Origin of the sequence: Paraburkholderia sp. ZP32-5 (genome assembly GCF_021390495.1) — a bacterium.
GTDB lineage: Bacteria > Pseudomonadota > Gammaproteobacteria > Burkholderiales > Burkholderiaceae > Paraburkholderia.
Genome location: NZ_JAJEJP010000003.1, coordinates 56,494 through 80,350 on the forward strand (window position 1 = coordinate 56,494; position 23,857 = coordinate 80,350).

At 57.1% G+C, this 23,857-nt stretch carries 21 protein-coding genes; 3 read left to right on the forward strand and 18 right to left on the reverse strand.

The genetic code is table 11. The features are described from left to right. Positions 1–666 (reverse strand): RraA family protein, encoded by a 666-nt coding sequence (locus L0U82_RS32915; RefSeq protein ID WP_233837688.1) that lies wholly within the window; start codon positions 664–666, stop codon positions 1–3. Continuing rightward, entirely contained in the window at positions 667–1,971 is a 1,305-nt protein-coding gene (locus tag L0U82_RS32920) for a Rieske 2Fe-2S domain-containing protein (protein WP_233837689.1), read from the reverse strand. Between the two features lie 143 nt (positions 1,972–2,114). Between L0U82_RS32920 and L0U82_RS32925 the strand changes: the two genes are divergently transcribed. Next, a complete protein-coding gene (locus tag L0U82_RS32925) occupies positions 2,115–3,110 on the forward strand; it encodes a PDR/VanB family oxidoreductase (RefSeq protein ID WP_233837690.1) in 996 nt (331 codons plus the stop codon). Positions 3,111–3,483: 373 nt separating this feature from the next. Here the strand turns inward: L0U82_RS32925 and L0U82_RS32930 are convergent, their stop codons facing one another. The 16 genes from L0U82_RS32930 to L0U82_RS33005 all read right to left on the reverse strand — a co-directional run bounded on the left by L0U82_RS32930 (position 3,484) and on the right by L0U82_RS33005 (position 21,531). Continuing rightward, positions 3,484–4,539, reverse strand: coding sequence for a porin (locus L0U82_RS32930; RefSeq protein ID WP_233837691.1), 1,056 nt, complete (start codon positions 4,537–4,539; stop codon positions 3,484–3,486). A gap of 199 nt (positions 4,540–4,738) precedes the next feature. After that, positions 4,739–6,223, reverse strand: coding sequence for an MFS transporter (locus L0U82_RS32935; protein WP_233837692.1), 1,485 nt, complete (start codon positions 6,221–6,223; stop codon positions 4,739–4,741). A gap of 14 nt (positions 6,224–6,237) precedes the next feature. Next, the gene (locus tag L0U82_RS32940; protein ID WP_233837693.1) at positions 6,238–7,077 is read right to left on the reverse strand and encodes an ABC transporter ATP-binding protein; all 840 of its coding nucleotides are present in this window, start codon (positions 7,075–7,077) and stop codon (positions 6,238–6,240) included. Continuing rightward, positions 7,043–7,912, reverse strand: a complete 870-nt coding sequence (locus L0U82_RS32945) for an ABC transporter permease (RefSeq protein ID WP_233839287.1) — start codon at positions 7,910–7,912, stop codon at positions 7,043–7,045. Before L0U82_RS32945 ends, L0U82_RS32940 begins: the two co-directional genes overlap by 35 nt. 20 nt (positions 7,913–7,932) lie before the next feature. Beyond that, complete coding sequence (locus tag L0U82_RS32950) at positions 7,933–8,751, reverse strand: ABC transporter permease (RefSeq protein WP_233837694.1); 819 nt, start codon at positions 8,749–8,751, stop codon at positions 7,933–7,935. A gap of 46 nt (positions 8,752–8,797) precedes the next feature. Then, entirely contained in the window at positions 8,798–10,849 is a 2,052-nt protein-coding gene (locus L0U82_RS32955; RefSeq protein ID WP_233837695.1) for a hydantoinase/oxoprolinase family protein, read from the reverse strand. Beyond that, positions 10,846–12,642, reverse strand: coding sequence for a hydantoinase B/oxoprolinase family protein (locus tag L0U82_RS32960; protein WP_233837696.1), 1,797 nt, complete (start codon positions 12,640–12,642; stop codon positions 10,846–10,848). Before L0U82_RS32960 ends, L0U82_RS32955 begins: the two co-directional genes overlap by 4 nt. Positions 12,643–12,847: 205 nt before the next feature. Beyond that, positions 12,848–13,855: an ABC transporter substrate-binding protein gene (locus L0U82_RS32965; protein ID WP_233837697.1), complete on the reverse strand. Its 1,008-nt coding sequence runs from the start codon at positions 13,853–13,855 to the stop codon at positions 12,848–12,850. A 212-nt stretch (positions 13,856–14,067) separates the two neighbouring features. After that, entirely contained in the window at positions 14,068–14,898 is an 831-nt protein-coding gene (locus L0U82_RS32970) for a hypothetical protein (RefSeq protein WP_233837699.1), read from the reverse strand. Positions 14,899–15,061: 163 nt separating this feature from the next. After that, positions 15,062–15,739: an RraA family protein gene (locus tag L0U82_RS32975; protein ID WP_233837701.1), complete on the reverse strand. Its 678-nt coding sequence runs from the start codon at positions 15,737–15,739 to the stop codon at positions 15,062–15,064. A 58-nt stretch (positions 15,740–15,797) separates the two neighbouring features. After that, complete coding sequence (locus tag L0U82_RS32980; RefSeq protein WP_267929895.1) at positions 15,798–16,796, reverse strand: amidohydrolase family protein; 999 nt, start codon at positions 16,794–16,796, stop codon at positions 15,798–15,800. A 22-nt stretch (positions 16,797–16,818) separates the two neighbouring features. Then, the gene (locus L0U82_RS32985; RefSeq protein ID WP_233837705.1) at positions 16,819–17,220 is read right to left on the reverse strand and encodes a RidA family protein; all 402 of its coding nucleotides are present in this window, start codon (positions 17,218–17,220) and stop codon (positions 16,819–16,821) included. Between the two features lie 9 nt (positions 17,221–17,229). Further along, positions 17,230–18,480, reverse strand: coding sequence for a Rieske 2Fe-2S domain-containing protein (locus tag L0U82_RS32990; RefSeq protein ID WP_233837707.1), 1,251 nt, complete (start codon positions 18,478–18,480; stop codon positions 17,230–17,232). A 95-nt stretch (positions 18,481–18,575) separates the two neighbouring features. Next, the gene (locus L0U82_RS32995) at positions 18,576–19,754 is read right to left on the reverse strand and encodes a Gfo/Idh/MocA family protein (RefSeq protein ID WP_233837709.1); all 1,179 of its coding nucleotides are present in this window, start codon (positions 19,752–19,754) and stop codon (positions 18,576–18,578) included. A 23-nt stretch (positions 19,755–19,777) separates the two neighbouring features. Then, positions 19,778–20,497, reverse strand: coding sequence for a class II aldolase/adducin family protein (locus L0U82_RS33000; RefSeq protein WP_233837711.1), 720 nt, complete (start codon positions 20,495–20,497; stop codon positions 19,778–19,780). Between the two features lie 62 nt (positions 20,498–20,559). Continuing rightward, positions 20,560–21,531, reverse strand: coding sequence for an NAD-dependent epimerase/dehydratase family protein (locus L0U82_RS33005; RefSeq protein ID WP_233837713.1), 972 nt, complete (start codon positions 21,529–21,531; stop codon positions 20,560–20,562). A gap of 207 nt (positions 21,532–21,738) precedes the next feature. Between L0U82_RS33005 and L0U82_RS33010 the strand changes: the two genes are divergently transcribed. Together L0U82_RS33010 and L0U82_RS33015 are read left to right on the forward strand one after the other, a co-directional pair. Further along, positions 21,739–22,224, forward strand: a complete 486-nt coding sequence (locus tag L0U82_RS33010; protein ID WP_233837715.1) for a MarR family winged helix-turn-helix transcriptional regulator — start codon at positions 21,739–21,741, stop codon at positions 22,222–22,224. A 162-nt stretch (positions 22,225–22,386) separates the two neighbouring features. After that, positions 22,387–23,244: an oxidoreductase gene (locus L0U82_RS33015; protein ID WP_233837717.1), complete on the forward strand. Its 858-nt coding sequence runs from the start codon at positions 22,387–22,389 to the stop codon at positions 23,242–23,244. Positions 23,245–23,857 lie beyond the last annotated feature (613 nt).

Consider the following 23,857-nt stretch of genomic DNA (forward strand, 5'->3'; position numbering starts at 1 on the left):
TTATCCTTGCAGCATTGCTTCGTATTGGTGGTTCATGACGGCGCTGACCGCCTCCCCGCTCCTGATCCTTACCATCATGGCCTGCTCGCGCGCGGCCAACTGTTCGGCCAGGACGATGACCTCTTCCGCACGCGCCGCGGGAATAAACACGATGCCGGTACCATCCGCCAGCACGAGATCCCCCTGACGTACACGCACGCCACCGATCACCACCGGCTCCCCGCAGGCGACTTCCATCACGCGTGAGCGCGCCGTCGAAGGCACCGAGCCCTTGCCGAATATGCAGAAGCCGAAGTCCTCGGCCTCGTCGATGTCGCGACACTGGCCGTCGACGATCACGCCTTCTATGCCGCGCTGTTTGGCCGCGAGCGACAGAATTCCGCCCCAGCCGGCGGCCTGCTGATGCGAATGGTGCTCGACCACGATCACATCGGCGTCCGTGCCCTGCTCGACCGCCGCCGTGCATAGATGACGCGGCGCCACGCCACCTTCCGCCGGCCCCAGCGTGACGGTAATCACGCGACCCGCAACGCGACTGCTTCCCGCGAGGCGCCGCATACCGAACGCAACCCCCTTGATGCCGAGACGATCCAGCGCATCTGATAGCACGCATGTGTCGATTTTTTTCAGGCGTTCCTGAAACGCCTTTACCGTACGGTCGTCCACTCAGACCTCCAATTTGTCGCCAACCAGTGCGAACTGCCCCGTCCGCGTATCCAGACCGCGCCAGTCGGCCCCCTTGGGCATCATGCCTTCGAACGAACGGATTTCCGCTTGCGGCGTCGAGCACACTTCCTTCGTACCGAAAGCGGGCTTGCCATCGATGAACTCTCTCACTGCAGCGAGCATCTGCCGGCGGAATTGCACGATGGCCTGATCGCTCGCACCCAGCCGCTCTTCGCCGCGATCAGCAAGGGGCCCCATCGTCTCCCACATCGCAATGTCTTCCATTGGCAAGCCGTGAATGCCCGTGAAGTCTCCGTTCCTCATCGCCTGCCGGTCCTGCATATAGTTGTTCTCCATATTGCGAACCGGCTCGTAACGCTCGTTGATGTCGATGCCGATCTGCGCGCCCAGAATCTTGCGGTATTCCTCCTGATCCGGAGCCGTGCCTTTCTTCGAGAAAGCGATGAAATGGAACATCGTGTTTTCGTCGTCAATCGGCACATTGACCTGGGCCGAGCGGTAATCGCTGTTCGGCGGAATCAGTGCGTAGTACGGTGCGACGTAGATCGTCACGCGCACGTAGTCCTCTACGTCGGAGTTCACGATCGGCTTGCGGATCGCCGCATAGTAGAAACCGTAATCCGTCATCTGCGGCTGGATACGCGGCGCCTTGTCGGTGCTCGGACGCGAGAACTTGTGGCCGACCGGTTGCGTGCCACCGACCGGCGCCGGACGGATCATGTTCTGATGCAACGTGTTGCTGTGCGCCGAGTCGATCGCGCCTTCGAGCACTTGAGCCCAGTTGCACCTGACCTTGATCTTGATGATCGAAACTTTCCAGTCGCCTTCCGGTGCAAATGCGGGCGGGTCGAACGGTGTCATCGTTTCGGGCGGACCCATGTAAGCCCACACGAAACCGCCGTGTTCAACCGTCGGATACGACAGATGTTTCACCTGCTGCTTTGCGCACGCTTCGGGTGGCTCGGACGGCATTTCAGCCACCGCGCCGGTGGTTCTGATTTTCCAGCCGTGATAGATGCAACGCACACCGTCGTGCTCGTTGCGCGCGAACTGCAGGGAGGCCCGCCGATGTGGGCAGTAACGACCGATCAGACCGACAGAGCCATCTGTTGCGCGAAACGCAAGCAGGTCTTCTCCGAACAGGCGCACCGGGACCGGCGTGCCGTCGGCTTCCGGAAGTTCTTCGGAAAGCAGGGCTGGAACCCAGTGCCGCCGCATCAACTGCCCCATCGGAGCGTCACCCTCGACCCGGCACAGCAGGTCGTTCTCCTCGGAAGTCATCATGGCGAATTCCTTTGCACACTTTTTATTTGAAACTGGTTGAACGTCTTATGGGTTTCGGATTGCAAACCCTAGTCTCGAGGTTTATACTTAGGACCCTAATGAACAAATGTTATTTCCAACGCCGCTGACCTGTCAAGACAATTATGGAAACTCGTGTAGCCCTCTCTCCCGCTGCCCAAGCTGCCGTTGATACGGACGGCATGCTCACACTGAAAGTCAGTCGCAAAGAAGTTGCGGCTCAGGGTATTTATCTATTTGAATTGTCCGACCCTGAAGGCCGGGATCTCCCCGAATTCACGCCTGGATCGCATATCGTTGTTGAGGCGCCCAACAAGATGCGGCGCAGTTATTCGTTGTGCAACGCATCTCACGAACGCCACCGCTATCTGATCGCCGTCAAGCGCGATCAGGCAGGCCGCGGCGGATCGGTGAGCATGAGCGACGAATTGGAGGACGGACAGCAGGTACGTGTTGGTGCGCCACGCAACGAGTTCGAATTATCGAAAGGTGCCAAAGAATTCGTGTTTATCGCTGGTGGAATCGGCATCACGCCGATCCTTTCGATGATGCGTCATTTAGCGAACGCCGAAAGCGCGGATTTCAAGCTCTATTATTTGACGCGCGATAAGGAATCGACGGCATTTCTCGATGAAATCAATACGGAATTTCCCGGCAGGATCGTTGTGCATCATGACGGCGGCGACCGTGGCAAAGCGTTCAATTTCTGGCCAGTACTCGGCACGCCAACTCGAGCTCACGTCTATTGCTGCGGCCCCAAGCCATTGATGGATAGCGTCCAGGGCATGACGGGCCATTGGCCGTCCGAGAATATTCATTTCGAGAGTTTCGGTGCGGAAACAAAGGGTGTCTCTGAAAACACGCCTTTTACGGTTCGCCTCATAAAGTCGAATGAATCAATCCAGGTCGGTGTGAATGAATCCATTCTGGATGCCCTGCGTCGGCACGGCCATCGTGTCGCAAGTTCGTGCGAGGCCGGTACGTGCGGTTCGTGCCGCGTGACCTACACCGCTGGTGAAGTTGATCATCGCGATCTTGTGCTGGACGAAGACGAGCAGAAAAAGGAAATCATGATCTGCGTTTCGCGCGCCATGTCGCCCTGTCTCGACCTCGATTTATAATTTGCGGCCGCACAAAGTGCGGCCCCGCAAACAAAGTGACGCTCCCCCCTGATGAGCTGCTCAGAAATGAGTGTTAGTGTTTCCGAGCAGCTTCCCCAATGAGAAGGCGGGCGATGAAACGCAAGCAAGACGCGGTGGAATAGATTGCTGCAGCGCTCGAGCGCGGCGTCTAATAGCTCATTCCTGCATGAATGCCGGAACATATGCTGGTTCGAATCCCCGACGGAGGCGAAGTCGAGGCTTGGCCTGTGTCAAGTTCCAATGATTTGAAGCCGGAAGAGTCCACCCGGCAGCACAATGTCGGCGAAAAATTCCCGCTTAACTTCACGGATGAGCTAGCGAAGAGTTCGCCATTTCCGTTTTGGCTCGCCCATCAGAATGTGTGACGGATGCCAATGATTGCACCGGTCTGCGCTGCACCTAAGGCCGTATCCTGCCCCTGCCCTTCGACGCCGAGCTTCGTATCCTTCGAATTCCACATCCGCGAGAAGAGTGCGTAGAAGTCGGTTGATTTCGATACAAAGTAGTCGGCAAAGAGCACTACGCTTGATGGGCCGTTGTGCGTGTTCCTCATCTGCATGTGATAGCCACTCAGCGCGAGCGAGAAGAACTGGGTGAACTGCCACGTACCGCCGCCCCAGAACAGATTCGAGCTTTGCGCGGATGCGCCGTTCTGACCGTTCAACCAACGCCATCCGCCGGCGAGCGTCGCTGGACCCGCCTTGTAAGATGCAGCGAGAATGAAACGCTGAAGTGCATCGTCTTGCGTCGCGATCGACGTGCCTTGCTGCTGGTCGAAACCCACGAAGCCACCAAAACCGGCTTTCTTATAAGTCGCAACGAATTCGTATTCTCGACCTACCTTGCTATGTCCCGGCACCTGCCCTTGACCCGTTACGGTTTCGTAACCGGTCGAGTACATTGTGCCGAAGAACATACCGTTGCCCCTAGCCTGATACTTGATCGAATTGTCCATGCGGCCGACGAGGAACGCGTCATAGGTGGATGCCGAATAGAGTACCAGAAGCGCCGGATCGAAGGGCGTGACGTTCTCATAGATGAGATTGTTCTGGCGCCCGAGCGTGACGACGCCATAGCGCGTATCCATACCGACGAACGCCTTTCGTCCGAAGAGGCGACCGCTTTGAGCGCTCTTGCCATCAGTGAGCGTGAAGCCACTTTCGAGAGTGAAGATCACTTTCGTGCCGCCGCCGATGTCCTCGGCTCCTTGCAACCCCCAGCGGTTACCGAGCAGGTTGCCGTTCGACATCTTCGCCTGGCTGGCTGTCGTGCCATCAGCCGTAGGTGTCTGGTTCTTGTATTGCAGACCGACGTCCAGCAAACCGTATAGCGTGACCGATGACTGCGCGTACGCCGTTGAACCGATTGCGAGAAGCGCTGCGGTCCCCAATGTCTTTGAGTAATTCATTCGTTATCCTATTTTTAGATGAAATGCCGAATACTCATCCGCCAACTGGCTCACCACATTTATCTTCGTGGACGCCCGTCAGACGACTTTCGCTACCTCTACACGGAATATTCTTACAGCACTAAGATTAAATCCAAATATTTTTGCCGGCAACGGGGTGAAAACCCCTAATGGCTCGACGATGCGGATTATTTAGCAACTAAGAATCGATGCGACAGGCGTTGCCGCTGGTCGGCGGTTCTACATCCTCAAAATATTGATGCGTCGATGCAATGTCTGCATCGGTGCGAGGCGCGTAGCGTAGGCGAAGCGAGCTAAAGATGCCGGCGACAGCAGCCATGCCAGCAGAGAGATCCAATGCGACGACTGGGCCGCGTCCGGTATTCACCGGAAGGACGCTAAAGATAAGCATCAGCATGGCCGCGCCGAGTGTCTGTCCCGTGAGGCGTGCCGTGCCCAGCATTCCACCTGCGGCCCCATTGCGGTACGCAGGGCCGCTTGTCATGATCGTGTGATTGTTGGGTGACTGAAAGATGCCAAAACCCATTCCGCAAAGGGACATACGCCAGGCAATGGCGATCGCGTCCGGGTGCTCGGGTAGCGTGGCGAGCAATGCCAGACCCACAGCAAGTATTGCCAGGCCGATGCCACCCAGTAATCCTCCAGGTACCCGTCCGATCAAACGTCCGACGATGGGCGCAACCACCACGACCGTAACCGGCCAGCAGGCCATGAGCAGCCCCGCTCTCGCCGGCGAATACCCCCAGATGCCAAGAAAGAGAAAGGGTAACGCCACGAATGCCGCTGTCTGCGATACGAACGACGTCACAGACGTACACATTGAAAGTCTGAAAATTGGAATCCTGAGCAAATCGATCGGCAGTAGCGGCATCGACAGGCCAAGTTGTCTTCGCCAGTAAACTATGCCGACAATCAGACCGGAAACGAGCATAGCCAAAGCGACATTGGCCGGAATCTGCTCCTTCACGGCGGATGCACCTTGCCCAAAGGACTGCAGCGCAACGAGGATCAAGCCAAACGTTGCCATGTTCAAAAGCACGTCGGTTATCTTCACCGGTTCACGCCGGACGTCCATTCGATTGCGTGGGAGGAACTTGCTACCCATGATGACCACGAAAACGCCGGCGGGCAGATTGATGATAAACAACCAATGCCAGGTCGCGACGGACATGATCGCAGCTGCAATGGATGGCCCCGATGCGGAGGCTGCCGCTATGACTGCGGCGTTGATCGACACACCAACGCCGAAAAGACGCTTCGGATAGGTCAGCTTGACCAGCGCATTGCTGCAAGACATGATGCCGGCCGCACTAGCGCCCTGGATAGACCGACCAAGGATAAGCACGCCGAGGTTGGGAGCAATGCCACAAATAGCAGATGCAATCGTGAAGCCCGCAACGCCAAGGAGATAGACTTTCCGAAGCCCAATCCGGTCACCGGCGCCCGCGGCGGGAAGCAAAAGGGTAAGCGCCGCGAGCTGATAGGCACTGATAATCCAGACCGAACTTGCGGCCGTTGCGTTCATCGCTTTCATGACGCTCGGCAGCGCCATATTCATGATCGTTCCATCCAGGGAAGTCATGATCACGTTGACAATCAGAACGACCAGCGCGCAATATCGCGCCGCTCCGTTCAGTCCGTCTTGCGGAGCGGCGTTGTTCACTTGAAGCCCTTGCGTTATGCCGCTTCGACGTGCTGTCCACTACCGTGGTGAATCTGCGACCAGATGTAGTCTTCGTATTGATGAAAGCGTGGATCGCGCTTGAGCGACAGTTTGCGCGGACGCTCGATATCGATGTCGACGATTTCCTTGACTCGGCCGGGCTTTGCACGGAAGACAGCGACGCGATCCGACAGGAAAATGGCCTCGTCAATCTGGTGGGTGATGAAGAGCACGGTCTTTTTCGATTGTGCCCAAATGCGGAGCAATTCTTCCTGCATGGCTTCGCGCGTCTGTGCGTCGAGCGCCGCGAACGGCTCGTCCATTAGCAGGATTTTCGGGTCCATTACCAGAGCTCGCGCGAGGTTGACGCGTTGCTGCATGCCGCCCGACAATTCGTGTGGATAGTGGTTTTCGTAACCAGTGAGGCCGACCATTTCGATGAAGTGCGTCGCGCGCTCGCGTGCTTCCTTCGCGTTCACTTTGTGGCATTCGAGGCCATATGTCACATTGCGGATCACCGAGCGCCACGGTAGCAGCGAAGCATCCTGAAACACCATCGCCCGATCAGGCCCAGGCTTCGTCACGATCTTGCCGTCTACCAGGATCTCGCCGCTGTTACTCGGAATCAGACCGTCGACGAGAGAAACAAAGGTCGTTTTACCGCATCCGGATGGACCGACTACCGAAAGGAATTCGCCCTCCATCACTTTCAGATTCACATCTTCGAGAACCGTCTGATAGATGTTCGTGCGCGGGCGCAAGTATTGAAGACAGATACCCTTCGCTTCCAGTTTCACATTCATGGCAGTTTCCTTTCGTTTACTTCGTAGCGCTCTTTGGACGCCATCTCGCATATCGCTTCTCGATGCTGTTGATCATCGCTGTCAACAGCAGACCGAACAGCGCAATCATCGCAATGCCGACGAATACGCTATCTGTCTGGAAGGAAGAACCGGCGACGTTGATCAGATAGCCAACGCCCGACGTAGCAGCATAGATTTCACCCACCACAACGCCAACCATTGCACGGCCAATTGCAAGTCTCAGACCCGACAGCAGGAATGGAATCGACGTAGGCAGGATGATGTCGCGGAATCGCTGGTAATCCGATGAACAGAAACTTTTCGCGACTTTCAGCAGACGGGGATCCGCTGTCTTCACGGCTGCCCACGCGTTCATCGTCAGTGGAACAAACGTTACCGTGGCGATGATCAGCACACGCGTTGCCATGCCGGTGCCCGCCCAGATGATCATCAGCGGAATGAACACGACCTGCGGCGTTGCGTTGTAAGCGAGCAGAAAAGGCTCGACTGCGTAGCGCAACCTACGGTACCAACCGATTGCAAGACCTAGCGGAATCCCGACGATAATCGCGATGAACGAACCGAGGATGAACGAAATTCCACTCGATGACAGGTGTTCCCAAAGTTCACCCGATGCCATCATTTCGCCAGTCTTCGCTATCACACGAGTGGGCGAGGAAATGAATATCGGTTTGATCCATAGCTTCGATGCAACGCTGTCGCCCAGGATGGGACTGAGCCAGTCTGCGAAAACCCCGGTCGAGAGGCCTTGCCAGATCAACAGTACGGCGATGATCGAGAATGCGCCGAGAATCCCTTGCTCGAATCGCAGATACACTTGCAGCGGCGACGGCGAAGCATCGCGTCGCGAAACTGGCGGGCTCATCACTTTGACTCGCGACATTATCAATTCTCCGACTCAACGACAGGACGCCAGCGGTCGAACCTCTTTTCGACCCGATTGAGTATTTCGAGTGCGATCAGACCGACTGCAACCACAACCGTGACACCCACCAACATCTTGTCCGTTTCCAGTGAATTTCCTGCTGCCGCGATGAAATAGCCGATGCCTGCCGTCGCTGCGTAAAGCTCACCGACGATAACGCCGAGCAGTGCACGCCCAGTTCCATATTTCATGCCGGTGAAAATGAACGGCACGGTGCCCGGCAGCACGATCGTGATAAACGTGCGCGACGGCGAAGCGTTGAAGCTACGCGCTACTTTCATGAAGCGCTCCTCGCTGGTCTTCACGCCTGCATACGTGCTGATTAGAATCGGAATCAGTGCGCCGAGAAACACGACAAGTACTTTCGACCAGATGCCGATGCCGAACCATATGATGATGACAGGCAGCAACGTGATACGCGGCACGATGTTCAGGATGTGGATGAACGGGCTGACAAGGTAGGAGATCCGCTTCGAGCTGCCGGTTAGCAGACCGAGCGGGACCCCTATGCCGATTGCCATCACATAGCCGATGATGAATTCCAGCGCGCTCGTCTGAACATCAGTATGGAAATCGGCCGATGCGAACGTCTTGATGCCGGCCAGAAACACCTGGCTTGGAGCGGAAATGAACGTTGGGTTAACCCAGGCAAAACGGTACGCGGCTTCCCAGACAATCAGGAAGGTGATCACCGAACCCGCACCGATGATCAGGCGTTCATTGTGCTCGTAGATGCGCCTTAATCCAGTTCGCGCTCTACGATCAGGTGCTGTACTCATGCGCCAATTCTCCTTGGCTGACCAGGAAAGCCATGTGGTACGAAGTTCACGCTGCCGCGGACGACAGCTCAACTTCGAGATTCAGATATTCGTCAACTCGCGCGCTCATGCCGGGATACAAAACCGTGGTCGAAGTCTTCTCTTCGATCACTGCCGGGCCCGAGATCTCCATGCCTGCACCGAGATTCACGCGGCGATAAATCGGCGTATCGAGCACGAGGCCGGGCCCAAAGTAAACCAGCCGACGTGTGTCGCTCGGTGCAGTCTTTTCTTCGGCTGGCGGAAATGACCGCAGCGTGGGCTTGGGAATTACGCCGAGGCCCACCACGCGGAAATTCACGATTTCCGGCGCTTGCGTGTCCGCTGCGTGACCGTAGCGACGCAAGTGAGTCGCGTGGAATTCCGAAATGGTCTTTGCAATCGAATCGGTGTCGAAACCCGTGACCGGCACCCACACCTCGTATGACTGGCCCGCGTAGCGCATGCCGGCATAACGGAGCAGTTGCAGGCGCTCCTTCGGAACGTTCTCGCGCAGCAGATCATCCGACACACGCGCCTCGAGCGAGCCGTACATTTCCGCGAGGAATTCCGGCGTCGCTTCTTTCATTGAAGTGACGTGCGTGATCGAGCGCTCCTGCTGGATGTCGCAGACCAGCATGCCGTATGCGCTGTACGTGCCGGGGTCGCGCGGAATCAGAATCTTGCGCACGCCGAGGTCTTCCGCGATCTTGCAGGCCGTCGTCGGCCCCATGCCTCCAAATGGAATCAAGGTGAATTCGCGCGGATCGTAGCCACGTTCGACTGTAATCGTGCGCATCGCTGAAACGATGTTCGCGGACAGCACCTTGAGCATGCCCCACGCCGCCTCCTGATCGGACATCTGAAGCTGGGTGCCGGCCGATTTCAGTACCGCGCGGCTCGAGAGCGCGCTGTCGATGGGCATCGCGCCGTCCAGCAGTGTGTCGCGGTTCAGGTGGCCGAGCACCACGAGCGCATCGGTCAGCGCAGCTTCTTCACCGCCGCGCATGTAACAGGCCGGACCGGGATAAGCGCCCGCGCTTTCCGGGCCCATCTTGAGCACATTGCCCAGCTTGATCGCGGCGAGCGAACCACCGCCCGCGCCGATGGTGTCAATATCGACTGCCTCACTGCGAACCGGATGACGATCCACCGTCAGTTCGGATTTCGTCAGCGGACGCCCCGGAATGACCGCCATGTCCGTACTCGTGCCGCCCACATCGTAGGACAGTAGATTCTGGATGCCCTTCACGTCGCCCAGGTAACGACTGCCGATCACGCCGGCGACCGGACCGGACATCATCGTTTGAATGGGCGAACCGCCGAGCATGCGCGCGCTGCCCGCGCCGCCGTCAGATTTCATCATCAGAATGCGCGCATTCGGGAAGTAGCTCAGCGACAGTTCCTCGAGGTCCTTCAGATATTTCGACGCACCCGGTCCGATATACGCGTTTGCTATTGCCGATGCGGTACGTTCGTATTCGCGCCACTGAGGATTCACGTCGCTGGACAGCGAAATGTAGATGTGCGGTGCGATGCGACGGATAACCTCCGCGACGGTCTGTTCGTGTGCCTGGTTGGCATATGAGAACAGGAACGACACGGCGATCGCCTGAACATCGGCGTCGACCAGCGCCTTTACCGCGTGCTCGATGTCCGCCGTGCCGATGGGCGTGACAACTTCACCGCGATAATTCAGGCGCTCATCGATTTCCCGGATGTGCTCGCGTTTGAGCAACATCTTCGGCGCCGGCGAGTACAGATTGAACACGTCCGTGCCACGCCACTGACGGCCGATTTCATATACGTCGCGGAAGCCCTTCGTCGTCAGCAGGCCCACACGAACGCCCTTGCCTTCGAGCATCATGTTCAGCGCCGCCGTCGAACCATGCAGGATCAGTGAGACTGCATCCGCACCGAATTCGTCACGGAATTCCTTCGCGATGGCATCCATCACCTTCATCGGCTGCGCCGGATTGGACGAATACTTGCGGATCGCGATGACTTCGCCCTGATCTTCATCGAATGCAGTCACGTCCGTGAACGTGCCGCCAACGTCGATACCGATACGCAGCTTCATGCCGTAACCTCTTCCTTCATCTTCGATCGAAGCGCCGTCGTAGCGCCCTGGTCAACTTCGAGCGACACAGTGTCGATTACCACGCCGTAATCGCGCTTCGCAGCTGCGACGGATACGTAACCCTGTTTTACGTCCTCGCGAACGCGTTCCATGTCGCGTTCGAGCGGATTACCCCAGCCGCCACCGCCGGCCAGTCGCCAGGACACCACTTCATCCTTCTTCAGGCGCATACCGGCAACTTTCGAAAACATGGATTCTTCATGCTCTTTGCCCGGGTTGCGCAGCGCGTGCGACGGTTGTGCAGGCTTCGCACCGAACACGCCCGTTTGCGAGTGTTTGAAGCGGTCGGTGCGCAGATTGCAGACCATTTCGTCCGCGAGGTTGTGCCAGTCGCGTACTGCGCCGAGGCCCCCGCGGAACTTGCCGGCGCCGCCCGAATCCGGCAGCAGCCCGTAGCGGTCGATCTGGACCGGGAATTCCGTTTCCATCGCTTCGACGGGGGTATTCAGGATGTTCAGCGCGAGGTCGTCCTGCGCGCTGACGCCGTCGCCGTTCGGTCGTGCGCCACCACCACCGACGTAGATCTCGTGGAACGACATCCATTTCCCGTTGCGCGGGTTGGTCGCGGAGCCCGTAAAACCGCCACTGGATCCGCTGGCGGGTGCCGGCATGATGTCAGGCATCACTCGACCCAAAACACGGCAGCAGACCGCCGATACGACGACGCTTGGGCGCGTGTACATGTTGACCGGCGCCGGAAACCTTGGATTGAGCAGCGATCCTTCTTCCGGATAGGTGATTTTCACCACGCGAGCCAGACCGTCGTTGACCGGCACGCTCTGGCCGAAAGCCATCTTCACCCAGCATTCGATGATCGAACGTGACACGCACGGACGCAGATTCAGCGGCCCCTTTGCCTGCCTGTCGCTCGTCAGCGTGAAATGCAGTGTGTTGTCTTCGAGCACTTCCAGCGAGCAGCCAATGCTCAGCGGTTGGTCACGATTGACACCATCATCGTCCAGACAGTCGATTTCCGGGCCATAGTTGCCCTTGGGCAGCCTGGCAATTTGCTTGCGTAGTTCGCTTTCGCAAATGTCCATCCACTGCGACCAGCAGTCGATGACGTTTTCCACGCCGTGCTTGCGGAACAGTTCCGAGAATTTCTGCACGCCGTAGACGTTCGTTTGCGCCTGCGCGTTCACGTCGCCCCACGTTACTTCCGGCGTGCGCGTATTGGCGCAGATGATTTCGTAAACGTCGGCGTTCAGTTCGCCCGCGCGAAAAAGGTATACCGGCGGCAAAAGCAACCCTTCCTGAAAGAGTTCAGTCGCAGCGGGACTGTTCGTGCCAGGCACCATGCCGCCGAAATCCGGCTTGTGCGCGGTGTTGCCAATGTACCCGGACAGTTCTCCCTCGTAGAAAATCGGTGAGATGACGGTCACGTCGGTGGCATGATTCTGCGCCGCACGGTATGGATGGTTGACGATAATCGCATCGCCCGCGACGAACTTGTCACCGAAAAGGCGGTGCACTTCGCGCACCTGCTCGGAAATCGGCCCGATATGCAGAGGCTGCGGAATACCTTGCGCGACGAGACGTGCTTGTCGGTCAAACACGCAAAACGTGAAATCGAGGCTTTCCTTGATAGTGTTCGAATAGCCCGTACGCAGCATGTTGACTGTCAGCTCGCGCGCGATCTGCTGAGTTGACTGGTAAATTATTTCCAGATCAATTGCATCCACCGTCCGTTCTCCAGGATAAATCGCAGATCCATACCGGGTGGCGACGAACATTGACCGCTGCGCGACGCCACGCTCACTTGCCAGATTCTGTTTTCGTCTTTTGAAGCTCTCCTTTACCGGCGCTTCGGTAAAGGATTGATCGATGTATTCTGACAGCCGCTCGGTCTTCGCCCTCGAACCATTCCGTCGACGGTGCCGATCGTTTTCTGTCCAGATTGGCGGTGCCAGGCTTGCTGGCCTTTACAGGGATAACCGACTACTTGAACTCGTTCTTCACTTGATCGAAGAAGCCATCCTTGTGCAGCGCGTCGGTAAATGAAGTATCGACATAAGCCGACTGATCTTTGGTCTTGAGCTTGGGCCCCATTGCATCGACGCCGTCGATCACGTTCGCGACAGCGTCTTTCGTGAGCGAAACATCGCGCGGTACCGTGGCTTTCCATTGATTGTAGGCAGCGTCGATGATCGCCTGATTGTCGGTCTTGAACGACTTGCCGATGACGTCTTTCGCCCACTTCTCATCCGACAGCGCCTTGTACTCGCCTTCGGCGTATGCCTGAATCAGGCGCTTGACCGTATCGGGATGCGCCTTGATGTAGTCCTTCTGCAGGACCATGCCGTCGAACACCCACGGCATGCCATCGCGGCTCAAATCGAGCATCTTGACCAGCCCCTTCTGATGCGCAACCTCCGCGCTAGGGTTCGAGTAGGCAGACGCGGCAACCTGGTTCGTGACTTGCGCGGCAAGCCGTTGCCCCGCGCCGCCGAGTGCCACGATGTTCATGTCTTTGCGCGTCATGCCCCACTTTTGGAGCGCGAGCGTCGCTGCGATATCAGTTTCGGCCGTGAACGACGAAATCGCAAACTTCTTGCCCTTCAGATCGCCAGGCGTCTTGATGTCTTTCGTGACATAGATATCGAAGAGACTGCTGTTCGCATTGGACGATACCATCCGCAGATCGGTGCCTTCCCGGTTCGATTGCACGATAACCGACAGGCCGGCCTGCATCACCTGGATCTTGTCGGACAGCAGCACCTGCATGCCGCGCGATCCGCCTTCGATGGTGATCAGGTGCGCATCGATGCCGTACTTCTTGAAAGCACCGGACGCGTTGGCGAAATCAGCGATGATCGAACTGACGTTCTGCGGGACCGAGCCGATAGAAACATCATCGTTGGCTGATGCTACGTTGGACGCCGAAAGAGCCGTTGCGGCGAACGCAAACGAGCACAGCACTGATGCAAAACATCGCTTCATGTTCATCGGGGGATGTCTCCGCTGATTGGTGTTGGCTAGCAAAATTTTTTCTAAGGGTGCTAATAATATATTGATCAACGTGCAGTTGAGTCAACGACAAACACTCCTTTAAGCGTAGTGATTTACCCGTAGCTCAGCGGCAATCCGCCCTATAGTTCAATATAAAAAAGGCCGGACTCCATGATGGCAGTCCGGCCTCCTGACACTGCTATGGAGCCTTAGATTTCGAGCGTAGACGGTGCAAAGATTTCCTCCGGAGCGACGAGACGGTCGGTCAAGCCCTGCTCGTAGACATACTGGGCAATCGTTTCGATCACCTTGCGTGACGCCTTCATACCGTACGCTTTTGGATCTTCTTTCAGGCCGAACTCCACATCGCCCGACAGAATGCCCGTATCGACATATGAAGCGATAGTAGCGCTCGTTTCGCGCTCGACGTCCTCTTTCGCGGCCACGAACGCGTGATATACGTTCAACGCGAGCCACGGGTGCCGTTCATAAAGTTCGCGGCGGATCACAACAGTGTGATTGATCGGATAGATGCCGGTCTTCGCGTAATAGCGTTGCGTTTCAGCGCGCTTGTCCTTGAACAACGGTTGGATCACCGTGTTATGCGACAGATCGATGCGACTACGGTCAACCAGATTGGGCGTGGTGAGATACAACACCGTTGCATCGAGTTCGCCATTCACCAGCATTTCGCCGATGTTCGTGGTGGCTGGAATGTGGTTCAGCCTGACACCTTCGGGCGGTCTGAAACCCGTTGCTCCGCCGTGACTCATTTCCGGGCCACGCTCCATGAACCATTCGATGTCGCGCGCAGCCACATCGAATTCATGTTCGAGGATGCCTCGCGTCCATAGTGCGGCCGTCTGCTGATACTCGGGCACGCCGACACGCTTGCCTCGCAGATCTTTCGGCTCCGTGATGCCGCGATCCGTGCGTACCAGGATGTTCGTGTGGAAAAACGATCGCGACGTGTAGATCGGCAGTGCGACCCACGTTTTGTCGCCTTTGGCAGTAGCGATAATCAGTGACGAAAGCGACATTTCTGAAATGTCGAAATCCTGGTATTTCAATTGCCTCCAGAACATTTCAGATGGATGCACGACCGTCGGGATCAGCTTTACGCCCTGCGGTTGATAACGGCCCTGCGCCAACGGACGCGTACGCTCATTGTCTGAAAGCGCGAGACTGAGGGTTAGTGTCGGCTCAGACATTCGCCACCTCTGCTCGTTTCGCGGGAACGCCGATGCCGTACACGTCCGGAAACTTCAACAGGTCCAGCGTCGTTTTGCCCTCCTTCAGCTGCTTCACGACTTCGCGCTCGTGCGTTTCGCGTTCGTTGCCCTTTTCGATAACGTGATCGGCTTTCGCGCGCGGAATAATCACGACTCCATCGGCGTCGGCCACGAGCAGATCGCCCGTGAAAGCCACCACGTCACCGATCCGCACCGATGCACCAATCGAACCGGAGCCGTCAGTGCGCTTGCTCGTCCCGCGGATGCACACGTTGCGCGCAAAGACCGGCCAGTCGAGGCCGCGCAATTCTTCCGAGTCACGCACGCCACCATCGGTTACGAAACCAGCGAGACCGCGGACAATCGACGCATTCGCCATGATGCCGCCCCAGTAGCCCGCTTCCGCGTCGCCGCCGCACTCGTGCAGCAGAACGGAACCCTTCGGCGCGGCGTAGATCGCGTGGTGCAGCCACAAATTGTCTTGTGGCGGACCGACGACAGCAAAGACCGGTGCCGCGATGCGCCAATCGTAACGCAGCGGCTTGATCATCGAGGGCAACGCGCCGATTTTTCCGGCTGCTTCGTGCAGCGTCGCGCTGCCGAGTCGCCGCGCGTTTTCAAGCTGCGAATCAGTCAATTCGATAGTCATTCGATTCCTTTCCGGCAAAGAAAAACCGCTGGCCAGTTTTCCGATTGGCGCTGGCGCGTTACTCGTCGTTTTTGTAGTTCTTGAAGTGCGTATACAGACGCGCGCAATTGCACTCGAACAGATTCCTTCGATCTTCTTCGGTGAGAAACTCCATCGCCTCGATTACCGGCTTCAGATCGTCGAGCTGCCGTCCGGTGTTCGGGTCGATTGCGCTGCCTGTGCCGGGGTTTTCCGTCGCAAAGAGCACGTTCGCGACGCCGACCTTCCTGATCAGGAATTCGAGCGAATCCTTGTCGTAGTTCGTCGTATCGAAGTGAATCTTTTTCAGCTTCTCTTCGAACGGCTCGCGGCCGCGGAAGATGTTCCATGCGCGGAAGCGACCCATCTGGTAGGGAATCGAACCGCCACCGTGCGGGAAGATCAGCTTGAGGTTCTGGAAGCGGTCGAAGGTGTCCGACTCCATCAGTGAAATGATGCCGATGCTTTCCTCGTTGATAAACTTCAGCGTGTACGATTCGCGCGGCGAACAGCTGCCAGCCGAGTGAATCAGCGCAGGGATGTCGAGTTCAACCAGCTTCGCGTACAGCGGGTCCCAAAACCTGTCACCCAGCCCCGGCGGCGGCGCGCCGTCGCCCTCGGTCGGGTCCGGGTTCAACAGACAGCCGATAAAGCCTTGTTCCTTGACTCGAAATTCGAGTTCCGCGAGACAGTTTTCCGGCGATGCATCGCGGTACTGCGGCAGGCCCGCGACGGCGCGGAAGCGATCCGGAAACATTTGTACCGTGCGATACACCACATCGTTCATGTGCTTCGTCCACAGCGATGTGACGATGGACGGCTTGATCGAGTGCATCTGCATGTAGGGGCGCGGCGACAGGAACTGGATATCCGTTCCGACGCGATCCATGATGTCGACGATCTGTTGACCAGCCGCGCGCACGCTTTCGTCGGGAACGTTCGGCGGCATCGTGGGATTGCCACGATTCGAAACGAGTTCCGCCATGTATTTGTAGCTTTCCTTTGGGATCACTACGTGCGCGTGAGAATCGATGATCATAAATAACCCGGTTGGTGAAGGTTCAGGCGATTACCGCGACTATTTCCAGCTGCACGAGCATTCCTCCCGGCAGATCGTGGACGACCGTATGCCGCGCAGGCCGATCCCGCGGATCGGGAAAGTACTTGAGCCACTGTTCATTCACGGCGGCGCGTGCACTATCGTCCGTAATGAATACGGTCATGCGCACGACGGAGTCGAGCGTCGCTTCGCCAGCATCGAGAAGTGCTTTCATGTTGCTGAAAGCGAATTCGGCCTGCTTTGCGGTATCGTCGGGAAGTGTGTTGCTCGCCGGATCGCGACCCGCGATACCCGACGAGTAGATCGTGTTACCCACGCGCGCTCCCATCGGGATCGGCGCGCCACCGTGATTGACGCCGGGAATTTCCAGCGACCGGTGCCTGCGTTGCGTTTGTTCGGACATGACAATTCCTTATGGCTCGAAGACGAGGCCGATATCTTCGACAATGGGCGAGAACTTCATATGCGTGCGATTGATAAACGTCCGGAAGCTGCCACGGAAGTGCTTCTTGTTCTTCTCATTCGGCAAATCGATGCGCTCGTTTTCCGCCGGATCGCGAATCACCCCGATCGGGTCCTCACCATTCTGGACTTTCCTGATTTCGCGCTTGAGCATTCGGCGGTACGTCAAGACGCCCATGTCGGACGCACCGAGGTTTTCCGCCGTGCGATCGGCGATAGGGCCTTGCGTAAGCCACGCCATGATGTCCTGGCCGTCGATGTGGTCCGTGCGAAAACGCCCCTTCAGCGGGCCGTCTTCCCACTTGAACGGCACTTCGTGCAGGTAGATCTTTGCGAGCAGACGCGGTGGCACTTCTGAACCTTCGGGCGGTGCGTACGCGTGGAACCAGAAGTGCATCGTGTGATCGTCATCCATCGGCACACGCAACTGGAACGCGTACGAGCGACGGTGTTCATCACCGTTGCCGACAGCTAGCGTAGTCGGGAACAGAAGCGGGTGGCCCGTCTTCCAGTCATCCGAATCTTCCGATTGACCCTCCATCAGACGATGCTTGGTCATGCCGTACCTGAATTCACGGAAGTCGATCTTCGCGTGACTCGCGCTGATGTGATTCGTCAGGCCGTCTCTCTCTGCCTGATATTCGGCGTAGCGACCGTGCAGCCATTCAGCGTGCACCGGGTCCGCCGACGTTTCGACGATTTGCAGCCAGTTGCACGGAATCACTGCGTATCCCAGCGCCTTGATTGTGTTCTTTGCCACATAGCCATCCAGGCGCGGCAGCAGCGGTGCGGGCAGCGGCCCCAGGTAGGCGAACAGCATGCCTCCCAGTTCTTCGACCGGGTAGCCTTTGAGTGTGACCTTCTCCTTGAACGCCGCGCTCTTTTCGAACGGCTGGTTCACGCATTTGCCCTGCGCGTTGAACTCCCAGCCGTGATACGGACAGCGCAAACCCTGCTCCGTGGCGAAACCATAGAGCAGCGACGCACGACGATGTGGGCACTGTTCCTCGACCAGCCCGAAGCGCCCTTGCTTGTCCTTGTACAGCACCAGGTCTTCGCCGAGCAGACGAATCTTCTTCGTCGCCAGGTCCTCGAGTTCGACAACGGCACCAATCGGATGCCAGTAGCGGCGAAGCAGTTCACCCGCGGGGGTTCCTTTGCCAACCCGCGTCATCAATTCATTGTTCTCAACGGTTTCCACTGAGGCGTCTCCTAAGTTACCCAGCCGTGCATTCAAATATTCTTAGTTACGTAAGAATATTAAATCTTCCTATCTGCGGCAAGTAAGTAATCACCCTATTTCTGGATGGGTACCTGATAGCTCAGCGGGATTTCCTGTGCAGCTCTGGAGGACCGGATAGCGGCGTCGCAGATTTCCAGATTCGCGAGGCCCCAACGCGCGTTATGCAGCGGGCGGCTTCCGGCCGCGATTGCATCGCGCCACTCGTCCAGCACGAGTTCGCGTGGGCCCTTTCCAAGCGGCAACGTAAGTTGGCGCACGTCGCCATCCTGATAGATCAGAAGACCTTCTGGCGACTGCCGGATATCACCGTGCTCGCAACTCACCAGAGTAATGCCGAAAAAGGGCTGATAAGGTGCTTCGGAGCGGTCTGTGTTGCGCGCGCGCTCCTGCTTCGCCCGTTGGATATCCTCAACCGATTGCGGCGATTTTTTTTCCTCGGCTTTTTCTTTCGCGCGCAGTGACGGTCCCGTCGGCTGATCAAATCCGCCCTCGGTTACGTTGAAGCACAAATCCGAAGTCTGAAAATTTCCATAGCCGTTGTACACAGCCGTTGCGGTAATTCCGTCTTCGAATTCGATAAAAACGGTATGCGCGCCGATACCCCTATTTCCGTCACCGAATTCAAATACATTCGCGCGTACGCTCTTTGCCATGCCACCGCATAGAACACGCAAAATGTCGAATTGATGCGAGCCTTGTCGATAAGTGACGGTACCACCCTGTTTCGTATCGAGTTCGTCCGGCCGGCGTGGGCGATACATCCAGTCGGTATAAGTCCACATGTTGACCATGCGAACGCGGCCAAGGACGCCGCTTTCGATAATCTCGCGCATCTTGCGAATCGGCAGATCGAAACCGTGCGAATGTCCGACGACACAGGTAACGCCTGATGCCTCGATTGCATCGACCATCACTTTCGCGCGCGCCAGGTTGATCGCCATCGGCTTTTCAACCAGCACGTGTTTTTTCGCCTTCACCGTGAGCAGCACATGTTCTTCGTGCAGGGCCGTAGGTGTCGCGATATAAACAGCGTCCAGTTGCGGGTGTTGCAGCATCTGGGCAACAGATGCATAAACCGCGGCACCAGTTACCGTACCAATTTCTTCGTGCAGCGATTCCATCGGCTCCGCGACGGCCACCAGATCGAAATCAGGGTGCGCCGTGATCGCCGGTACAAAGGATCGGCCTGCTGAACCAAAACCCGCCATTCCGATCCTGATTTGACCTGTCATGAGCGGCATCCTGGTTCCTGCCCTCAGGCCAGCTTCCGCGCGAGGTAGTTGAAGTTGATGACGTAGTGTTCCGTCGGCAACATGCTCTTGCGCAGACGTTCCACGATTTCATCGGAGAACATTTCGCCGATGCCGCCGGCCGCCTGCGCCTGAAGCTGAATTTTGCAAGCCTCGTCCAGCATGAGCGTGAGCATCGTTGCTTCCTCCAGACTCTCACCCACTACCGCCACACCATGGTTGCGCAGTAACACTGCACGATGTCTGCCGAGCGCCTTTGCGAGTGCGGCGCCCTTGTCGGCCTGACGAATCAGTTCGATGGTGTCGGTGTAGTAAGGCACCCCCTCCGCGAATACGACGGCAGGCTGGCTAATCGGCAAAACCTGCTGGCCCGTGGCCGAGAGTGCGACCACATTCACCGAGTGCGTGTGAATGACGCTGTTCACATCCGGACGAGCCTTGTAGATTTCCGAGTGAATGTAAACCTCGCTATGCCGGCGACCGCCGCCGCCAACCTTGTCGCCTTCCATGTTGCAAGTGACGATGTTTTCGAGCGTCATCTCATCGAAGCCCATGCTATGCGGCTTCATGAAAAAGTGATCCGGATCGCCAGGCACGCGCACCGACACGTGACCTTTCGTGAAATCGCTTTGTCCATTTACTTCGAGAATGCAGCCAGCTTCGATCAGGCGGTTCTTCGCGGCGATAGCTACGTCGGTGGTAACACTTTGCAGTTCCGTGCTCATGTGATGTCCTTGACCTGCGTTGGATAGAGCGCGCTGAATATTCAGCATGCTGTTTGCGCGAATCAGGCAGCGATCAGACCTAGCGTTGCCATTGCGTCGATATAACGCGACACGATGCTGTCCACGTTCGAATCCGCAACGAAGCCGAGTTCCTCTTTCGCGCGCCTCGCGTCCAGCACGACGTTAGTGGATGAATTGGGATCGCCCACACCCTGACCCACCGTAATGTCCGCTTCCGGATAACGACGCTTCACGGCGGCTGCGAAGTCGTTCAGGCTGAAACCAGTGCCTGTCGAAATGTTGTAGACGTCGCTCCTGAGTGTTTCCGCATCGAGTGCGCAGAGGATGCCGCGAGCTACGTCCTCGTTGAACAGCGAATCGCATTTCGCGTCGCCCGCATTCGGGATCCTCGCGGGCTTACCTGCCATCGCGTCTTCGATGATGGTGCTGAAGCGGCTGTATGAGCCACCGTGGCGTGCGATCTTGCCCGGTCCGATGGTCGCGCCGAACCGTACGCAGGTCACCTCGACGTTGTGCGTCTTGCGATAGAGCGCCGCCAGCTGTTCCGCGGCCATCTTGCTGATGCCGTACACCGTGGTCGGTTTGAGCACGGCATCTTCGGAAATCGGCGTGTAGTCCGGATATCCGTGGCCTTCCGTGGGTATGCCGTAGACGGCCTTGCTGCTTGCGAGCACGACACGCCTGACGTTGAATTTCCGGGCAGCTTCGAGCACTGTAACGACGCCCTCGGTGTTTGCCCTGATGCCTGTGATCGGATCGGATTCGGCTACATTCGGCAGCACGGCACCCAGGTGAGCAATGTGCGTGATCGAGTGCGAACGTATGATTTCGTCCACTGAGGCCTGCTCCGTCACGTCGCCGCGCACCAGCTCGCATTTGTCGGCGATATCGGCGATCAGCGCCGGATCACCGCTACGCGACATGACGACGGGACGCACACCGCGGGCGACAAGTAGCCGCGTCAGAAAGTGTCCGATAACGCCATTGCCGCCGATGATAAGATAATTCGCCAACGTGCTGTCTCCTGTGATATGGAACGTCTCGGCCTGATGGATCGCGGTTGGCCGCCTTATTATAAGTTGTCTAAGTTTTTACGATAATAGTGAGGATGCTAAGAAAAGTAAAGCGCTCGTCCACGCCCAGCCTGCGGCACCACACGACGATCGCTGACGCCACATCTTGTATACTGCGGCATCTTAGTTAATTAATACTCACTTAATATGGCGAAAGAAACAGACGAAATCATTCATCACTGGCGCGAGGCCGTTCCGAATGATCGTGTTGCGCACCTGCTGAGGGACGCGTCCCGCGCTTTCGTGAGGGCTCTACAGATTCGCTTGAACAAATACAACGTTCAGGTTGGACACTGGGTTTTCCTGCGAGTCCTGTGGGAAACGGATGGTCTGACGCAAAAAGAGCTGAGCACGCTGGTTGGCGTGATGGAACCGACGACGTTCACAGCGATCAAGGCTATGGAAGCACAGGGTTATGTCGTGCGGGTGCATCTACCCAACAACAAGAAGAACATGTATGTGCATCTGACGCGTCAGGGCCGCGCTCTGAAGACAAAACTTGTGCCATTGGCTGAAGAAGTCAACGCGATCAGCACCACGGACATCGAACCCGAAAAGGTTCAAGTTGTCCGCGATGTACTTCTCAAAATGATCGAAAATCTTGCCGCGGACGAAAATCGCCAGGATTGTTAGAGTCCGCCTGCGAGGCTCCGTCGTGATCGACGACGTGGATCGCCTGGCATTTTCCCTATGCGGTAACGCCGGCACTACCCGCCAGCAACGTCACGGTATATTATTTGCCAACTAAGAAATTATTCGATCCATCGAACAATTCACTTATTGGCCCGGAGACACGTGACCTATTCATCTATCAGTGACACCGTATGGTTCATCACCGGGTGTTCGACAGGGCTCGGCCGTGCGCTCGCGGAAGCCGCGCTAGCCGCCGGCGCTCGTGTAGCGGTCACTGCACGCGATTCAAAGAGCGTGTCCGACCTGGTGGCTCAGTACCCGGGTCGCGCGCTCGCGCTGAATCTTGACGTTACGCGTTCCGCGGAAGTGCGCGACGCGGTGGATGAATGCTCGAATACGTTCGGTCATGTTGACGTGCTGGTGAACAACGCAGGCTATGGATACCTTGCCGCTGTTGAAGAAGGCGTGAAGGACGAAGTCTGTACGCTGTTCGATACGAATTTTTTTGGTCCGGTAAGCCTGATCCAGGCGGTATTACCGATCATGCGTGCCCGACGCTGCGGCCACATCATCAATATCACGTCGATTCGCGGCCTTGCTGGTGGCGGTGGCAGTGGCTATTACTCGGCCACGAAATTCGCGCTGGAGGGTTTGACCGAATCCTTGCGCGAAGAAGTAGCGGAGTTTGGCATCAAGGTCACAGCGGTGTCTCCCGGTGCGTTCCGTACGGACTGGGCGGGCCGCTCGTTGCGCCGCTCAACCCGTACCATCAAGCATTACACGCAGGGCGCGGAAAATCGATACGAGACTATTTCGAAGCGTGACGGTACGCAAGCTGGTGATCCGAGCGCCGCGGCTCAGGCAATCATCGCTCTGGTACGATCGGATGATGTGCCCGGTCATTTGCTGCTCGGAACAGCAGCAATGACGACCATGCGTAAGAAAATGGCTAACTTCGCAGATGAAATCGACGCGTGGGAATCGACTTCACAAAGCACGGACTTTCCAATCAGTGAATAGATTCTGACGAAGCAAACGCCTCGTCTCGCCAGCAAGCGTCTGAACACGACCTGCTTGCCACCCATCGTCCGCGTCATCGTCGACGCGGCTAATGTGGACCCTCGTAGCCGGCATACCAGAGCCCGTTAAACCTCGCGGTATTCCCTGCGCACGTCGCTCGTCGCCACACCCTCTCCGAACACCCGCGCATCGGACCCAGACCATGCCGGTGAGACTTTGCGTTGGGAATTGAGCGCCTCCAGTCGGCTCCATCGAGGTCATTGGCTATCTCCAGCATTCCAATCAGATGGGAAGCAATAACATGGCAGCCGCAAACGCAGTTCCTGCGCCAAAACCGTAGCTTCGCCCTGCTGCCCTACGCCATCGGGCGATCCATCACCAACATAACCGGCCTTTCATGCAGATCCTGTTGAAGAAAAGGTGCCGTATTGGCATTTTTCTTTGCACACAAAGATTGTATGAACATGATGTATATCTTCGTACAAACCCTACAGGACGCCCAATACATCGTAACTACCGGTTGACAAATCCGTGACCTCTACTCATATTCATGCGTAAATATTAGTTTACTAACTAAACGTTATCGTTCATCTATTTATGAATGACCTCCCCC

Coding starts and splice junctions, on each gene's coding strand:
- L0U82_RS32995 (WP_233837709.1), bottom strand. CDS start 19,754: ATGACAGGTCAAATCAGGATCGGAATGGCGGGTTTTGGTTCAGCAGGC.
- L0U82_RS33010 (WP_233837715.1), top strand. CDS start 21,739: ATGGCGAAAGAAACAGACGAAATCATTCATCACTGGCGCGAGGCCGTT.
- L0U82_RS32970 (WP_233837699.1), bottom strand. CDS start 14,898: ATGTCGCTTTCGTCACTGATTATCGCTACTGCCAAAGGCGACAAAACG.
- L0U82_RS32980 (WP_267929895.1), bottom strand. CDS start 16,796: ATGATCATCGATTCTCACGCGCACGTAGTGATCCCAAAGGAAAGCTAC.
- L0U82_RS32960 (WP_233837696.1), bottom strand. CDS start 12,642: ATGTTCGTCGCCACCCGGTATGGATCTGCGATTTATCCTGGAGAACGG.
- L0U82_RS33000 (WP_233837711.1), bottom strand. CDS start 20,497: ATGAGCACGGAACTGCAAAGTGTTACCACCGACGTAGCTATCGCCGCG.
- L0U82_RS32965 (WP_233837697.1), bottom strand. CDS start 13,855: ATGAACATGAAGCGATGTTTTGCATCAGTGCTGTGCTCGTTTGCGTTC.
- L0U82_RS32925 (WP_233837690.1), top strand. CDS start 2,115: ATGGAAACTCGTGTAGCCCTCTCTCCCGCTGCCCAAGCTGCCGTTGAT.
- L0U82_RS32920 (WP_233837689.1), bottom strand. CDS start 1,971: ATGATGACTTCCGAGGAGAACGACCTGCTGTGCCGGGTCGAGGGTGAC.
- L0U82_RS32945 (WP_233839287.1), bottom strand. CDS start 7,912: ATGAGCCCGCCAGTTTCGCGACGCGATGCTTCGCCGTCGCCGCTGCAA.
- L0U82_RS32930 (WP_233837691.1), bottom strand. CDS start 4,539: ATGAATTACTCAAAGACATTGGGGACCGCAGCGCTTCTCGCAATCGGT.
- L0U82_RS32950 (WP_233837694.1), bottom strand. CDS start 8,751: ATGAGTACAGCACCTGATCGTAGAGCGCGAACTGGATTAAGGCGCATC.
- L0U82_RS32985 (WP_233837705.1), bottom strand. CDS start 17,220: ATGTCCGAACAAACGCAACGCAGGCACCGGTCGCTGGAAATTCCCGGC.
- L0U82_RS32975 (WP_233837701.1), bottom strand. CDS start 15,739: ATGACTATCGAATTGACTGATTCGCAGCTTGAAAACGCGCGGCGACTC.
- L0U82_RS32940 (WP_233837693.1), bottom strand. CDS start 7,077: ATGCGAGATGGCGTCCAAAGAGCGCTACGAAGTAAACGAAAGGAAACT.
- L0U82_RS32955 (WP_233837695.1), bottom strand. CDS start 10,849: ATGAAGCTGCGTATCGGTATCGACGTTGGCGGCACGTTCACGGACGTG.